Raw genomic sequence first — 15,891 nt, forward strand, 5'->3', positions numbered from 1 at the left:
GCCTACTACGTGATGCGGGTGGGCAAGCTGCCGCTGGTGCCGTATCACATTCCAGGCGACCCCAAACTGGGCGATGCGGTGCGGGGCTTAGCGGGTCAACACAGCGCGGTACTGCTGGCCAACCACGGCCCGGTGGTGGCGGGAAAAAACCTCGAAGCCGCGGTGTATGCCACTGAAGAGCTAGAGGAGACCGCCAAGCTCTATCTGCTGCTGCGGGGCGAGAACCCACGGGGGTTAACCCCGGAGCAGGTCGCCGAGCTGGAAGCGCGCTTTCCGAGAGACTAGCGACGCTTGTGCATTCAATAAACATGCCATCAATAACAAGAGCACCGCGATGATTCGATTAGCCGCCAATCTCAGCATGCTGTTTAACGAACACGCCTTTTTAGACCGCTTTGCCGCCGCGGCGAGCGCAGGTTTTAAAGGCGTTGAGTACCTGTTTCCCTATGCGTTTGACGCTGAAGATATAAAGCATGTCTTGCAAGAGGCGCAGGTAGAGCAGGTGCTGTTTAATCTTCCGCCAGGGGATTGGGAGGCAGGCGAGCGGGGCTTAGCAAGCCTGCCAGGCCGCGAGGGAGAGTTTCGTGACTCGGTCATTGAGGCGCTGCGTTATGCCGAAGTACTCAATTGCCCCCGGGTGCATGCCATGGCGGGTTTGCTACCCGAAGGCGCGGATGCTGCCACCCAGGCCGACCACCATGAGACCTACCTGCGCAACCTGCGTTTTGCAGCAGGAGAGGCGGCCAAGACTGGTCGCGACATATTGATTGAACCGATTAATACCCGTGATATGCCCGGTTTTTTCCTATCCCGCCAAGCGCAAGCTATGGCGATCATTGAGGTCATTGGAGCAGACAACCTAAAGCTCCAGTTTGACCTCTACCACTGCCAAATTATGGATGGAGACTTGATTCGCCACCTTGAGCGCCAGTTCGACGCCATTGGCCATATTCAAGTGGCGGGCGTGCCCGAGCGACACGAACCCAATGTAGGTGAAGTGCATTACCCCGCTATTTTTGAGCGGTTAAGGGCGCTGGGGTATACCGGCTGGATCGGCTGCGAGTATCGCCCAAGGGCAGAGACTCGTGCAGGTTTGGTATGGGGCGAACCCTGGGGGCTGACCGCTCAGGGCTAAACAAAGAAACAAAGAAACAAAAATAACAGCGCACAGGAGCACAACAATGCATATCGCGATTACCGGCGCGGCGGGTTTTCTAGGCCAGCGATTGGTGCAACAACTACTGGCTAGAGGTGAGCTTCGCCAGCAGCCAATTACTCGGCTAACGATGCTTGATCAGGTAGAGGCGCCGTTACCTGAGGCGGGGGACGTCTCTCTAGCAGCGCTGGCCCTGGATATTACCGCGCCAGGCGCACTGGATAGCGTGCTGGATCAGCGTCCCGACGTTATTTATCACCTGGCAGCGGTGGTGAGCTCAGCAGCAGAAGCTGACTTGGAGCTCGGCATGCGGGTTAATTTCGATGCCACTCGGGCGCTGCTGGAAGGCTGCCGAGCGAAGGAGTTAACGCAAACACGTTTGATTATGGCCAGCTCGGTTGCGGCCTATGGTGGTGCGCTGCCAGCGGTGCTGGACGATATGACGGCCCTGCATCCACAAAACTCCTATGGCGCCCAAAAAGCCATGTGTGAGCTATTAATCAATGATTACAGCCGACGAGGGATTATCGATGGCCTGGTACTGCGCCTGCCGACGATTGTGATTCGCCCTGGTCGACCCAACGCCGCCGCCTCCAGCTTTGCCTCCAGTATCCTGCGTGAACCCTTAAACGGTGAAGAGGCCATTTGCCCGGTGCCTGTTGAGCTGCCGATGTTTGTTATGTCGCCGGGCAAAGTGGTGGAAGCCCTGATTCATGGTGCTGAGGTGCCAAGCAAATCGTTAGCACCGTTTAGAGCTTTTATGCTGCCAGGGATCACCGTCACGGTGGCTGAAATGCTTGAGGCGCTGCGTGAAACGGCAGGAGAGAAGGCGCTTTCGCTGGTGCGCCATGAGCCTGATTCGCGCATCGAAGCCATTGTAGCTGGCTGGCCCGCGCGCTTTGAAACCGCAAAAGCCAAGCAGCTGGGTTTTACGGGCGATGACAGCTTTAAGCAGATTATTGATGCCTTCGTTACTGAACAACAGTGAGTTCCCGTCCTGCCATTCGCGGCAGGTAACTGCCTGGGCGAACCCCAATGAAGGGTAAATCGCTCCAATATCCACCCTCACAACAATATAAAGAGGGCTTTACTATGAACAAACCCTTTACTCGCCAAGCACTGGTAACCGCCATTAGCGCTATTGCGACGGCAGGCTTTGCAGTTCAGGCGCACGCCGCAACAGAAGTTAGCCTAGGCCACACGCTCTCTTCCACATCCCACTACTCGGTTGGCGCAGACGCCTTTAAGGAGACGCTAGAGCGACTGTCGGGCGGCGAGTTTACGGTGACCGAGCATACCTCTGGGTCCCTCGGCGGTGAGCGTGAGATGATCGAAGGCCTTCAGATTGGCACCGTGGATGTGGTGATTACTTCGACGGGCCCGCTGGGTAACTTCGTGCCTGAAACCTATGTTCTCGACCTGCCGTTCCTGTTTGAGAACTACGACCAAGCCCGCTGTGTGCTGGACAGCGAGCTGGGCGATGAGCTGTTGGAAAAAATGAGCGATCACGATTTGGTTGGTTTGGCATGGACCGAAAACGGTTTTCGCCACTTGACTAACAGCCGCCGTGAAATTGCTACGCCTGCAGATGCTGAGGGACTGCGCGTACGTACCATGGAAAACGCCGTGCATCAGGAGGCGTTCCGACAAATGGGCGCGCGGCCAACACCGATGGCCTTCCCCGAGCTATTCACCGCGCTTCAGCAGGGCACCGTGGATGGTCAGGAAAACCCCATCACCGTGATTGTGGCCACCAATTTTTGGGAAGTGCAGGACTACCTCTCCCTCACTGGTCACGTCTACTCTCCGGCCATTGTGCTTGGCTCGCCTATTCTGTTGGATGGGCTAAACGAAGAGGAACGTGATTGGTTTATGCAGGCTGCTGCAGCGTCAGCAGAAGCCACCCGTGAAGAGGTGTCACGCTTGGAGCGTGAAGGGGTCGCACTACTGGAAGAGAACGGTATGACGGTCAAAACCGATATCGATATTGCACCCTTCCAGCAAGCGGTGGAGCCAGCCTACGAGATATTTACTTCGCAGTACGGTACCGAAATGTTGGAGCGCATTCAGGATAAAGCCAGCAGCTGTTAAGTAACGCTTCTCCCACCTTGGCCTCCGGTATGGCCGGAGGCCGCTTTGGCATGGTGACCTCTTATGCTAGCGGTATTTCTTCGTGTGGAGCATCAGTTAACCCGGCTTGCGATGCTGATTGCAGTGTTGATGCTGGTGATATCGGTGACGCTCAGTTTCTATCAGGTGCTCACGCGGTTCGTATTTAACGCACCTTCCACCTGGACAGAAGTGGCTTCCCGCGCGGCAATGATCTGGTGTGTGTTTATGGCCGCTGCCGCCACCTTTCGGGGTGGTTACATGATGGCGGTGGAAGTTGTTTATAAAGTCGTGCCCACGCGCTTTTTGCGGCTATTAGAAATAGCGATTGTGATGTGCTGCCTGCTGGTGTTGGGGGTGCTGATCCATTACGGCATTCAAATGACCATGCGGGTGAGCAATCAAACCATGTCGGGTATGAATATCTCAATGTCGTGGGCGTATGCGGCGATTCCTACCGGGGCCAGTTTTGCCATCGTTGCTGTCGTTGCGCGGTTATTGGCCCAGCTGAGTGGGCGGGAGCAGGTCGGCCCAGAGAATAGCGAGATTAGTCCTGAGGCAGAACTGCTAGACACAGAACTTCAAGGCACGGAACTTCAAGACACGGAACCTCAAGACACGGAACCTCAAGACAATACGCAGCTACCGAAAGGGGGCCCACAGTCATGAATATGGTTATTGGCCTATCGCTGATTATTCTGTTTACCTTCGGCGTACCGATTGCTATCTCTATCGTCCTGGCATCGATTATCGGTATTGAGTTCTTTACTCGCCTGCCGCTGCTGCTAGTTCCCCAGCAGATGTTTATCGGTATCGACAAGTTCCCATTAATGGCCATCCCGTTTTTTATTCTTGCCGGTAACTTAATGGCAGCGGGGGGGATTTCCCAGCGCTTGGTCGATTTAGCCAAGTCCATCGTGGGGCGAGTGCAGGGCGGGTTGGCGATGTCCTGTGTCCTCACCTGCATGATGTTCGCGGCGGTCTCAGGGTCTAGCGTGGCCACTACCTTTGCTATTGGTGCCATCCTGATTCCGGCGATGGTCAAGCATGGCTATCCCAAACCGTTAGCGGCTTCCATCCAGGCATCATCCGCTGAACTTGGTGTGTTGATTCCCCCCTCTATTCCGCTGATTTTGTATGGGGTGAGTACCGATACCTCTATTGGGCAGCTCTTCATGGCAGGCATCGGGCCTGGTGTGTTGATTGGCTCGGCGCTGATCGTCTTTCTCTATATTTTCTGCAAGCTGCGTGGTTACGGTAAAGACGACTACAAAGATAGCACCGGCTTTATGATCTCAGTAAAGCGCGCCTGGGTCGCCATGTTGATGCCGGTGGTGGTGATTGGCGGCATCTATGGCGGTGTTTTTACACCCACAGAAGCATCCGCAGTCGCGGTATTTTTTGCGCTCTTCGCCGGTGGTTTCTACTACCGCGAGCTAAAAATGGCGGATATGTGGCCCATTTTACGTCAAAGCGTTATCTCCACTGCGGCGGTCATGCTCATTATTGCTGCGGCATCGCTATTTAGCTTTCTGCTCAGCCGTACAGGCTTACCCGCGCAAATCGCCACCCTGGTCACCAATACCATCGATAACCCGATGATGTTCCTGCTGGTTGTGAACGCGTTGCTGTTGATCGTCGGTATGTTTATTGAAACTTCCGCTGCGATCCTGGTGTTGGCGCCTATCCTGACACCCATAGCCATTCAGTTTGGTATTCACCCCGTCCATTTTGGTTTGGTAATGGTGGTGAATTTGGCGCTGGGTATGATTACGCCGCCACTGGGCGTGAATCTATTTGCTGCCTGTGCGGTGGCCAAAATCTCGATTGATCAAATGCTGCCCTGGCTGGTGCGCTTTGTACTGGTGGTGTTGGCGTGCTTGATGGCTATCACCTATATGCCATGGATCTCGATGGGATTGGTGAACATCTTCTACGGTTAGACAAGCTGTGTCTGGCGAAAAAACAGTCACAAAACAAGCATAATAAAAGGAGTGTTAGATGTCACATACGATGACCCTGCCGCCCCAGCAGGCGCTGATAGGCGGGCAGTGGGTAAACACAGCGACGACGATACAGGTCGAAGCCCCCGCTACTGGCGAGCTACTGGCGCGCATTGCCCGCTGCCAGGCTGACGATGTCGAGGCAGCGGTACAGGCAGCACGGCAAGCATTTGCCGGTCAGTCGGGCGAGTGGGCTAGCTGGTCTGCCCGGCAGCGCAGTGAATGGTTGCTGCGCTTTGCCGATGTGATTGAGGTGCACCACGAGCAGTTGGCGGAGCTTGAGTGCGCAGATACCGGTAAGCCGATGACCCAAGCCAAAGGTGATATTGCCGCCTGCGCTCGCTATTTTCGCTTTTACGGTGGTGCGGCGGACAAGCTGCACGGTGAAACTATCCCTTTTGAAACCGACTTCGCCGTGATGACCCTGCGTGAGCCCTATGGGGTGTGTGCCCAGATTATTCCCTGGAATTACCCTGCCCAGATCTTTGGCCGCTGCGTGGCAGCGGCGCTAGCCGCAGGCAATACCGTGGTGCTTAAACCTGCTGAAGATGCCTGCTTAAGCGTGCTGCGCTTGGCGGAACTGGCGGTCAGCCATAGCCTGCCCGCCGGAGCGCTTAACGTAGTGCCAGGGTTTGGCTATGAGGCGGGGGCTGCCCTGGCTTCACACCCTTTTATTGACCACCTCTCTTTTACCGGCTCGCCGGAGACCGGCACCCAGGTTGCCCAGGCTGCCGCTCAGCATCATGTGCCGGTTACTCTAGAGCTGGGCGGTAAATCACCCCAGTTGGTGTTTGCCGATGCGGATCTTGATGCGGCACTTCCAGCCGTAGTACGCGGCATTATTCAGAATGCTGGGCAGACCTGTTCGGCAGGCAGCCGATTATTGGTACAGCGTGACATCGCCGATAGCGTGGTCGCCAATTTGTGTGAGCGCTTTGCTGCTCTGCGCTGTGATACAGGCGAAGCCGATGCCGACTGTGGCCCACTGATCAATGCGCGTCAAAAAGCCAAGCTAGAAGTACGGTTGGCGGCTGCTGAAGCGGATGGTATTCGTGTCGCTGCTAAAGGGCAGCTAGCGGTAAGCGCATCGGCGGGCGGTCACTTTGTGTTGCCTCAACTGCTGACCGATATTCCAGAGGGGCATGAAGTGCTGCGAGAAGAGCTGTTTGGCCCGGTGCTGGTGGTGCAGGTGTTTGAGGATGAAGCCGAAGCGCTTGCCCTTGCTAATTCAACAGATTTTGGCTTGTGCGCAGGTATCTGGACCCGTGATGGTGGTCGTCAGCTGCGCCTGGCTAAAGGTATTCGTAGTGGCCAGGTATTTATCAACAATTACGGCGCCGCCGGTGGTGTTGAACTACCTTTTGGTGGCGTTGGTCGCTCCGGCCATGGCCGTGAGAAAGGCTTTGAAGGGCTGCGCAGCTATACCCGGATTAAGACGATCGCGATTAAACATTAACGGACGCTTCACTCTTAAAGGAGATAACAATGACAATATCTCGCCAGGTAGGCATCGTCGGTGTAGGGTTGATGGGCCATGGGATTGCCAGCAGTCTGTTACGGGCAGGCCATCAGGTTAGTTTTCTCGAGCATCCGGGTAATCAGCCGGTGGAAGATCTTTTAGCCGCTGGTGCCACTGCGCTAGGCTCGGGCCGGGAAGTGGCTCAGAGCGCTGAGGTGGTGATTCTGTGTGTGACCGGTTCGCCCCAGGTGGAAGCGGTGCTGTTTGAACCCAATGGCGTATTAGAGGGGCTAACGCCCGGTTGCGCTGTGGTGGACTGCTCCACGGCACTGCCCAGCTCTACTGAACGTGTGGCTGCCAGAGTAACTGAGGTGGGGGGGCGCTTTATGGATGCAGCAATGACGCGCACGCCCAAGGAAGCGGCTGAGGGGCGGCTTAACTTAATTGTCGGTGCGCCTAAGCCGTTATTTGATGAAACGCTGCCGTTACTACAGAGTTTTGCTGAAAATATTGCCCATGCAGGCGAGGTTGGCGCTGGGCATACCCTTAAGTTGCTGCATAACTTTGTCTCTTTAGGATTTTCAGCAGTGCTAGCCGAGGCTACTGCTGCTTCTCGCAAAGCGGGAATAAGTGATACCGCCTTACTAGAGGTGCTCGGGGCTGGCGGCGGAGGCGGAGTGGTGCTGGAACGGTTACGCCCTTATATCGCTAATAACGACCCCTCTGGTTTTAAGTTTAGCGTCGCCAATGCCAGTAAAGACCTGGGCTATTATCACACCATGACGACTGAACTGGGGGTGGAGGGTTGCGTTGCGGGTGCTGTTAGCCACCTTTATCACTCAGTTGAGGACCAAAGCCTGTCGATTCCAGAGCTAGTTGGTGTACTGGAGCGGCGCTAATGTTGTTTTCCCATAGGCTGCTAAAAACACATCCACGGCACTACTGATCTGGCGATGAAGCTCTTTATCACTAGGGGGCTGGCGAACGCCCATGCGTACTTCTGTGACCAGCATGCCTTGCCACATGCTGCATAGCTGCTCGGCAGCCAGTGTGTGAGCGTCGAGCGTTAAATGGCCAGCGTCGGATAGCCCTTCCAGTTTTTCCTTCAACCACTGCTTAGTGGCCCAGGGGCCTGCCTCGAAAAAGGCCCTTAGTAGCTCTGGGTGCTGTATGCCTTGTGCAGTCATCACGCGCTCAACCGCTAGCACATGGGGCTCTAATAAAAAGTGTACTAGGCTAGTACCGACCTCAATCAGCGATTGACGAACCGCCTCGTGAGTATCGGGAAGTTTGTCTAACCCACGACGAATAGTGTTGGTCTCGCGACGGATCACGCTGCCAAATAACGCCTCTTTGGTCGCAAAGTGGCCATACACCGTGACTTTGGAAACGTTTGCCTCGCGAGCCACGGCTTCCATTGTGACTCCTTCCAGGCCATTGCGAAAAAACAAGCACGCCGCCGCGTCCAGCATCGCGTTGTGCTTCGTCATATCTTTAGGACGGCCTGCGCTACGTTTTTTTTCAGGCGGGTTACTTTGAAAGTCAGTCATCCGGTGAAATCCGTATCAATCGAATAAATAAATATTGAACGCTGGCGTACAAATATTATAGTGAACGGTATCGTTCAAGAATAAACCATTTTGAGGCCACTATGGGCACGCCTTTAAAAACTTCCTGGAATCACCGGCTACGCGGCATGTTAGTAGCGCTACTGATGGTAGGTGTCACCCTTGGGGTGGTCGCTTTCCTGACTAGCCAGCACAGTAGCGCTCAAGGGGCGCGCCAACAGGAGGGTGATAATTCTCTACTACAGATAGCGAGCCTAACACTTGAGCAGGTTGAGCAGCTTCAGCGTGATGTGCGCTTAACAGGACGCGTGGTTGCGCACCAGTCGGTGTCGTTAGCATTCGAGCCAGCAGGGCGTGTCAGTACCGTGTTAGCAGATAGAGGTGATGCGGTTGAAGAGGGGGACGTATTAGCCACACTGGATACTCGTCGCTTGGAGAGCCGCTTAGCTGAAGTGGCGGCGCGCAGTGATGAAGCCCGTGCCAGCCTAGCGCTTGCTCAGCGCCAGGAAGAGCGCGAATCACAGCTAAACCAGAGTAACTTTGCCAGCCGTACTGCGCTTGATCAGGCCCGTACTGATCGGCTGACGCTTCAGGCACGCCTTTCGGCGCTGGCTGCTGAGCGTGACAGCCTTAGCGCAGATTTAGATGACAGTACATTAACAGCGCCTTTTGAGGGGCGGGTGATTGAGCGACATATCAGCGTCGGAAGTCTCGTAGGTAGCGGTACCGCCGCCTTTGATCTTATTGATGCCGGTAAGCTAGAAGCACACCTTGGCTTGCCTGCTCGGCTGGCCGCGACGTTCGTTCCCGGAGAGCCGGTAACGCTCAACGTTAATGGTCACATCGCTAGCGGAGAAGTGCGCGCACGGCTACCACAGGTGGATAATGACAGCCGCACGCAGACGCTGGTGGTGTCGCTGGAACCTTCAACCAGTGCTGTTCCTGGCGATTTGGTAGAGCTGCGCTATGCGATTACAGAGCCAGCCAGGGGGTATTGGGTGCCGTTGGATGCCTTGATCGCTGCTGATCGTGGCTTGTGGAACGTGCTGGTTGCCGAGCCGTTGGAAAATGGTCACTACCGCGTGGCACGGGCAAGCGTGGAGTTACTGCATACGTCTGCCGATCAAGCTTTTGTGCGTGGCACACTGGCGCCCGGTATGCGGCTGATAACCAGCGGTACCCACCGCATTATCCCAGGTCAGCAGGTCACGCTCAGTGAGGAAATAGCTCATGCAGCGCATTGAGTGGCTATTTAACCGGCGCCTAGTGGCGCTCGTCTTGGGGCTGCTTGTCGTTGCTGGTTTATCGGCGATTCAAACACTGCCCCGTGCAGAAGATCCGCATCTTATTGCACGTATGGCAACGGTGCTTGCCCCGTATCCAGGCGCAACCCCTGAACAGATAGAAGCCTTGGTCGCGCGGCCTATTGAGGATGAGCTGCGTACTATTGCTGAAATTAAAGTACTGGAAACCACGTCGCGGCAAGGCATCGCTGTCATCAGTATCGAGTTAGAAGATGAGGTGATCGATGTAACGTCAGTGTGGAGCCGCGTGCGAGACAAGCTGGGTGATGTGGCCCCAACGTTGCCAAGCGGCGTGCATGCTCCTGAGTTACTGGATGACCGGGGCTATGCATTTAGCATTGTCGCCGCACTACATTGGACCCTGGATGCTCCACCTAATCCGCAACTGCTAGAGCGCTACGCCGAGCGCTTGGAAGATCAGCTGCGGCGGGTTACCGGCACAGAATATACCCATCGCTTTGGCGTCGCAGGCGAGCAGGTTGAGGTCATGGTTGACCCTCTAGAACTCAATGCCCTAGGGCTTTCCGTGGGGCAACTTGCCACGCTTATTGAAGCCAGTGATGGCCGTCGTACTGCAGGCGAAGTGGTCTCCGATGGACACCGGCTAACGGTGGGGCTAAGCGGTGAGTTTGGCGCGTTAGACAGGTTGCGCGATATCGACGTAGCGACCCAGCAGGGGCAAACAGTAACACTTGGTGAGCTGGCCGAGCTACGCCGTGGTGTGCAAGATCCGCCAGCCGCGGTGGCCTTACTTAACGGCCAGCGAGCGGTGTTTGTGGGCGCCCGCATGGCCCCAGGCCAGCGCATCGATACATGGGTAGCACGGGCACAGCAACAACTGGCGGCGTTTGCCGATGAGTTGCCCATTGGTATTGAAGTAGAGGAAGTATTTGAGCAGGCCAGCTACACCAACCAGCGCTTAAGTGATGTGGCAGGCAGTCTGCTGCTGGGCTTGGTGCTGGTGGTGGCGATTCTATTTTTGACCATGGGCTGGCGCTCAGCGGTGACAGTGGGGCTGGCCATTCCAGCTACCGCACTACTTACCCTGGCTTTCTTCAAGCCTCTCGGCATTGATATTCACCAAATGAGCATTACCGGCATCATTGTGGCGCTGGGGCTAATGGTGGATAACGCCATTGTGATGACTAACGCCCTTCGCGAGCGCTTCTTGAAGGGGGATTCGGCAATTGCCGCTACCCGGGATGCTCTGCGCCACTTAGCGGTGCCGCTACTTGCCAGCACCTTAACCACCATTCTGGCATTTATGCCGATTGTATTGATGCCCGGCCCCGCGGGGGAGTTCGTAGGGCCACTAGCCATGGCGGTGATGGTTGCATTGGTCAGTTCATATCTCGTGTCGCTGTTACTAGTGCCTGCGCTTTCCCCCATGCTGTTAGCCAAGGTAGTCGCTAAACCGCCAGCATCTAGAGATAGCGCAGCGAGCATAGTAAAGCGAGGCTTTCGCCGTACTATACATAGTGCGCTGCGTCATCCGGTGGCAGCCATGGTCGTTACGTTGTGTGTACCCGTGGGGGGGATTGCGTTGATGCCAACGCTGGACGTGGCGTTTTTCCCTCCGGCGGATCGCGATCAGTTTCATATTGAAGTGCGTCTCCCAACGGCAAGTAGCATGGCCAACACCGAGGAGCTGGCACTTGAGGTAGAAGCGATGATCCGTGAGTTGCCGGGCATTACTCGTGTGTCAGCATTTATCGGCGAGAGCGCGCCAATGATGTACTACAACGTGTTGACCAATGAAGATAATAATCCGGCGTTTATGCATGTCATTGTGGATACAGTGTCATTGGACGTGACTAACCAGCGGGTTCCCGAGCTACAGAGGGCGCTTGATCAACGCTTTCCCCAGGCACAGAGTGTGGTGCGCAAGTATGAGCAGGGACCACCGTTTAAGGCGCCCATTGAACTGCGTGTTCATGGTGACGATTTAGCCGTATTGTCATCGCTGGGGCTGGAACTGGCGGGCTTGATGCACCAACTGCCCCAGGTAACACACGTACGGGCTGGTATGCAGCGCGACCTGCCCAGGTTAACCCTGGATATCGACCATACAGCACTTGGCGATGTGGGCTTAACACCACAAAACCTGGCCGAACAGGTGGGGGCGGCACTATCCGGCCAGCCTGCTGGCCGGGTACTGGAGGACACCCAGCAGTTACCGGTGCTGGTGCGCTATGTGGATGGCTGGCGTACCAGTGCCGAACAGCTTGAAGCACTACGCCTAGTTAGCGATCACGCCGCTGAGGGGCTGCCATTAGCGGCGGTGGCAGAGGTATCGCTTACTCCTGCCTGGAGCGTGATCACCCGCCGCAATGCCGAACGGGTGCAACTCGTGCAGGGCTATTTAGTTGCTGATGCACTGCCAGCGGTCTCCATGGCTCAGCTAGATGCCAAGCTCCAGGCCGCGCTAGATAGGGGAGAGGTTCGTCTTCCTGCTGGCTACCGTATTGAAACCGGTGGTGAAGCTGCCGAGCGTGATCAGGCCGTGGGTAATCTGCTTGCCTCAGTGGTGCTACTGGTGATTGCCATGGTGGCCACCGTGGTGTTGGCGTTTAACTCGTTTCGCCGCGCCGCCATTGTGTTTATTGCCGGTGCTCAGGCCATGGGAATGGGCATTGTGGCGCTGCTGCTCAGCGGTCATGCATTTGGGTTTGTCATTATCGTTGGCATCATGGGGCTGGTGGGGGTAGCCATTAATGCCACCATTATTATCATTGCCGCCTTCGATGATGACGCCGCCGCTAGGCAGGGGGATATTGACGCTATGCTAGCGGTCATCAGCGGCCCTACTAGCCGGCATATTATCTCGACGACGATTACCACCTTTGCCGGGTTAATTCCGCTGATGGTGGCTGCAGGCGGCCTGTGGCCACCTTTTGCGCAAACCGTTGGGTTTGGTTTGCTGTTGGCAACGTTAGTGTCGTTTTTCTTTACCCCAGCGCTTTATCGGCTGTGGGTAGCAAGTGTGCGGTAAGGAATAAACCAATTTGTTGGGTTAACCAAGCACCTTTGGCTCGAAGTGCCAAAGGTGCTGGTGCCATTTTAAGAAAGCCACTTACTTGAAAAAGTCTGCGTTTAAGCCGGATCGCGATCGATGGCAAATGCTGACCAAGCCTGGCGTACCGGCATAATTTCCAGACGGTTAATGTTGATGTGCGGTGGCAGTGTCGCAAGATAAAAAAGTTGCTCGGCAATATCTTCCGCTTGTAGCGGTGTTGTGCCGCGATAAAGTGCTTCAGACGCTTCTTGATTGCCTTTGGTTCTGACCAAGGTGAACTCGGTTTCCGCCATGCCGGGGGCCAGATCGGTGACACGAACACCCGTGCCTAACAGGTCGCAGCGCAGGTTATAGCTGAACTGCTGAACAAAGGCTTTCGATGCCCCATATACATGCCCGCCCGGGTAAGGCCACTGGCCCGCCACTGAACCAAGATTGAGAATACTCGCGCCTTCGCTGTTTTTGAGCAGGAGCGGCAGTGTCGCATGGGTGACGTTAACTAACCCGGTGATATTGGTATCGATCATCGTATGCCAATCTTCCAGCGCGACTTTTTGCGATGGTTCTGGTGCGAGCGCCAAGCCAGCATTGTTAATTAGGCACGTCAGCGGTAGAAACGCTTCCGGTAGGCCGCTTATAGCGGCTGTCACCGCGTCACTGTCGCGTACATCCAACGCGATTGTCAGCACAGGCACTTGTTGGCTTAACTCTTTCTCCAGCGCATCTAAACGCTCCTGACGGCGACCGGTGAGTATCAATGACCAACCTGCTTTGGCAAACCGCTGGGCCGCCGCTTTCCCAAATCCTGAGGTGGCTCCAGTGATAAGTACACTAGGCATTACGGTATCTCCGTATTAGTTAACGTTTTTAAACAAAAGAAGGGATGTGGGAGTCCCTCCTTGTTGATCTCATCGTCAAGCGGCGCAGTGCGTTACGTCGACCGTGCGGCGGTGACTACTTCTGATGCTGCCCCTTGTTCCTGAACGGCATCTGCCAATAGCTCAGCGGTAATTGCGGACAGTGTCCAGCCTAAGTGACCATGGCCAGTGTTATAGAATACTGTGGGCAGTTTGCCTGGGCCAACTTTGGGCAGCATATTGGGCAGCATCGGCCGGAGGCCCGCCCAGGGTACCACGCGGCGGGTACTCACGCCTGGGAAGCACTCCTCCACCCAGCGAACCAGTGGGCGGATGCGGTCGTTACGTATATCACGATTCGAACCGTTAAATTCAGCGGTGCCGGCCACTCGGAAGCGGTCGTGCCCCAGGCGGCTGGTGACTAGTTTGGTTTCATCGTCGAGTAGGCTGACCGTTGGCGCAGCCTGTTGAGATGCATCGTCATCTAGCTGCACGGTAATTGAATAGCCCTTCACCGGGTAAATATTGACCCGGTCACCTAGTTTAGCTGCAATCGCCCGGCTGCCAATGCCTGCGCACACCACCACGCTATCGAAGCTCTGGCGAATGGTTTCACTGTCCACTGTGGCGCTTACCCATGCCCCACTCTCATCAGCGCCAATGTCATTAATTTGATGGCCATAATTAAGTGTTACTCCACGCTTGGCCGCTGCTTGCGCTAAGCCATTAGTGTACTTATGGATATCGCCTGTGGCGTCACTTTCGGTATAAAAACCGCCGTGGTAACTGCCCGCTAGTGTTGGCTCGATGGCGCGCATCTCATCGGGGGTGACCGCCCGGCGCTCTAAACCGCCTTTGCTGAGCAGTTGTGATACCTTAGCAGCGTGGTCATAGCCTGCCTTGTCGCGGTAGATATGCAGAATGCCTTTCTGCTTGAGGTCGAAATCGATTTGCTCATCTTTTGCCCACTGGAATAAGTGCTCGCGGGCAGCAATGGCGAGGCGGGTGGTTTCCGTGGTGTTATCGGCGTAACGGGGAATGGCAGCAATAAACTCGGCAAACCAACTTAGCTTGTGCCAGCTAGGGCGGGGGTTGACCAGTAGCGGTGCGTCGCTTTTCAGCATCCAGCGCAAGCCTTTGATCACCGTTGGCCAGTGGTTCCATACCTCGGCATTTGAAGCTGATAGCTGTCCGCCATTGGCGAAGGACGTCTCCATCGCCGCGTAGCGATGCTTTTCAAAGACGGTGACATCAAAGCCACGTTTAGCAAGGGCGTAGGCGCTGGTAATACCGGTGATACCACCACCAATAACGGCAATGCGTTGCATAACTCTCTCCAGATTGTATGAGCGTCGGGCGATATGCCCAGCCATTCAATGGCAAGGCATACCCCTTCCGTCATGGAACCTGAGAGATTCACGCATCAATTGAAGCGCTTGCTCCTTCGGTGGGCTGAGTGACGCAGTCATCAACCGCTCTTCGGAAAGTGATGGTGATAGCGGTCCTGTTGCCTGAGAGTTTCCGGGGCTGTTGCTCCTTCGGCGCTGGCGTCATCCTTGTGAGATGCGCCAAGCTCTCCCGCTATTACGCTAGTTGACGTTGTAACGCGTTATCCAGTGTAAAGGAATAGGGCGAACGTCTTAGCGTACTGACAGCATTATTTTGCTAGTGGTGTGATTTTGGTCGAAAATGCCCCAAACTTTATAGCGACGGATAAAACATATGCAGATAAACGGATTTTTTAATGAAGCGGGCCAAGTGATTGGCGATGTCATTCGCACGGTCGTCGAGTTTTTGTTGGCGATATTTACCAATTTTTTCGGTGCGCTTGAAGAGTTTGTAAATGGGTTGAGTCGGTCGTTAGGCTTTAACGCCTCTTTCTTCAGCATTCTGGTGCTGGTAATAGGCCTGTGGATACTGTGGGGCGGGGTTAGAGCGCTGCTACGAGGCTCTCTGTTAGGAGCCATCGTACGAATTGTGCTGGCGCTGGTGATCTTGTCGTGGCTGATAATGTAGCCATATTCGATAGCCTTTTTAGGACTAAGGGCTACTACTGTTTTAAAGGCAGTCTAGGGTCACGACCTTCAAATACAAGAATAGGAGTAACATGTGAAGCAATATGCATTGGTTGCCTACGACTACACTGATGATGGCGCCTTGAACCGTCGTTTGGCTTGCCGGGAAGCGCACCTAGACGGCCTGCGCAGCCTCTATCGGTCGGGTAATTTTGCCAGTGGCGGAGTACTTCTGAACGATGAAGGCAAAATGATCGGCTCAAATGCCCATTTTAAATTTGCCAGCCGAGAAGAGTTAGAGGATTGGCTGGCGCAAGAGCCTTATATGACAGGGAATGTCTGGGAGCGTGTTGATATACGTGAAGTCAAACTATTTGACCCTTCCGTTTAGCTCTTCTAGCTAG

At 55.2% G+C, this 15,891-nt stretch carries 15 protein-coding genes and 1 riboswitch; of the genes, 12 read left to right on the forward strand and 3 right to left on the reverse strand.

Features of this window, described 5'->3' with window-relative positions:
• The 8 genes from CPA45_RS19555 to CPA45_RS19590 all read left to right on the forward strand — a co-directional run.
• Positions 1 to 285: class II aldolase/adducin family protein (locus tag CPA45_RS19555; protein WP_208858501.1), on the forward strand; the 285-nt coding region annotated here is incomplete at its 5' end.
• A gap of 49 nt (positions 286 to 334) precedes the next feature.
• Positions 335 to 1,135: a 2-oxo-tetronate isomerase gene (gene otnI, locus CPA45_RS19560; RefSeq protein ID WP_096654483.1), complete on the forward strand. Its 801-nt coding sequence runs from the start codon at positions 335 to 337 to the stop codon at positions 1,133 to 1,135.
• 46 nt (positions 1,136 to 1,181) lie between these two features.
• Positions 1,182 to 2,144, forward strand: coding sequence for a D-erythronate dehydrogenase (gene denD, locus CPA45_RS19565; protein ID WP_096654485.1), 963 nt, complete (start codon positions 1,182 to 1,184; stop codon positions 2,142 to 2,144).
• A 104-nt stretch (positions 2,145 to 2,248) separates the two neighbouring features.
• Positions 2,249 to 3,247: a TRAP transporter substrate-binding protein gene (locus CPA45_RS19570; protein WP_096654487.1), complete on the forward strand. Its 999-nt coding sequence runs from the start codon at positions 2,249 to 2,251 to the stop codon at positions 3,245 to 3,247.
• Between the two features lie 63 nt (positions 3,248 to 3,310).
• Complete coding sequence (locus CPA45_RS19575) at positions 3,311 to 3,934, forward strand: TRAP transporter small permease (RefSeq protein ID WP_244287662.1); 624 nt, start codon at positions 3,311 to 3,313, stop codon at positions 3,932 to 3,934.
• Entirely contained in the window at positions 3,931 to 5,208 is a 1,278-nt protein-coding gene (locus tag CPA45_RS19580) for a TRAP transporter large permease (RefSeq protein ID WP_096654489.1), read from the forward strand. The genes CPA45_RS19575 and CPA45_RS19580 overlap by 4 nt, the downstream gene beginning before the upstream one ends.
• A 58-nt stretch (positions 5,209 to 5,266) precedes the next feature.
• Positions 5,267 to 6,724, forward strand: coding sequence for an aldehyde dehydrogenase family protein (locus CPA45_RS19585; protein WP_096654491.1), 1,458 nt, complete (start codon positions 5,267 to 5,269; stop codon positions 6,722 to 6,724).
• A 29-nt stretch (positions 6,725 to 6,753) separates the two neighbouring features.
• Complete coding sequence (locus CPA45_RS19590; RefSeq protein ID WP_096654493.1) at positions 6,754 to 7,626, forward strand: NAD(P)-dependent oxidoreductase; 873 nt, start codon at positions 6,754 to 6,756, stop codon at positions 7,624 to 7,626.
• Here CPA45_RS19590 and CPA45_RS19595 read toward each other — a convergent pair.
• Positions 7,600 to 8,277 (reverse strand): TetR/AcrR family transcriptional regulator, encoded by a 678-nt coding sequence (locus CPA45_RS19595; protein WP_096654495.1) that lies wholly within the window; start codon positions 8,275 to 8,277, stop codon positions 7,600 to 7,602. The two genes, CPA45_RS19590 and CPA45_RS19595, sit on opposite strands and share 27 nt — an antisense overlap.
• A gap of 101 nt (positions 8,278 to 8,378) precedes the next feature.
• Between CPA45_RS19595 and CPA45_RS19600 the strand changes: the two genes are divergently transcribed.
• Together CPA45_RS19600 and CPA45_RS19605 are read left to right on the forward strand one after the other, a co-directional pair.
• The gene (locus CPA45_RS19600; RefSeq protein WP_096654497.1) at positions 8,379 to 9,539 is read left to right on the forward strand and encodes an efflux RND transporter periplasmic adaptor subunit; all 1,161 of its coding nucleotides are present in this window, start codon (positions 8,379 to 8,381) and stop codon (positions 9,537 to 9,539) included.
• Positions 9,526 to 12,591, forward strand: a complete 3,066-nt coding sequence (locus CPA45_RS19605; protein WP_096654499.1) for an efflux RND transporter permease subunit — start codon at positions 9,526 to 9,528, stop codon at positions 12,589 to 12,591. Before CPA45_RS19600 ends, CPA45_RS19605 begins: the two co-directional genes overlap by 14 nt.
• 101 nt (positions 12,592 to 12,692) lie before the next feature.
• On the opposite strand, the gene CPA45_RS19610 is transcribed toward CPA45_RS19605, so the two are convergent.
• Both CPA45_RS19610 and CPA45_RS19615 read right to left on the reverse strand, forming a co-directional pair.
• Positions 12,693 to 13,454 (reverse strand): SDR family NAD(P)-dependent oxidoreductase, encoded by a 762-nt coding sequence (locus CPA45_RS19610; protein ID WP_096654501.1) that lies wholly within the window; start codon positions 13,452 to 13,454, stop codon positions 12,693 to 12,695.
• A 92-nt stretch (positions 13,455 to 13,546) separates the two neighbouring features.
• The gene (locus tag CPA45_RS19615; RefSeq protein WP_096654503.1) at positions 13,547 to 14,800 is read right to left on the reverse strand and encodes a D-amino acid dehydrogenase; all 1,254 of its coding nucleotides are present in this window, start codon (positions 14,798 to 14,800) and stop codon (positions 13,547 to 13,549) included.
• A 161-nt stretch (positions 14,801 to 14,961) separates the two neighbouring features.
• Positions 14,962 to 15,063, reverse strand: a riboswitch (glycine riboswitch).
• 131 nt (positions 15,064 to 15,194) lie between these two features.
• On the opposite strand from CPA45_RS19615, the gene CPA45_RS19620 reads away from it, so the two are divergent.
• Both CPA45_RS19620 and CPA45_RS19625 read left to right on the forward strand, forming a co-directional pair.
• On the forward strand, positions 15,195 to 15,488 hold the full coding sequence (locus CPA45_RS19620; RefSeq protein WP_096654505.1) for a hypothetical protein: 294 nt from the start codon (positions 15,195 to 15,197) through the stop codon (positions 15,486 to 15,488).
• A 93-nt stretch (positions 15,489 to 15,581) separates the two neighbouring features.
• On the forward strand, positions 15,582 to 15,878 hold the full coding sequence (locus CPA45_RS19625; RefSeq protein ID WP_096654507.1) for a YciI family protein: 297 nt from the start codon (positions 15,582 to 15,584) through the stop codon (positions 15,876 to 15,878).
• Positions 15,879 to 15,891: the final 13 nt, after the last annotated feature.

The sequence above is a fragment of the Vreelandella nigrificans genome (genome assembly GCF_002374315.1).
GTDB lineage: Bacteria > Pseudomonadota > Gammaproteobacteria > Pseudomonadales > Halomonadaceae > Vreelandella > Vreelandella nigrificans.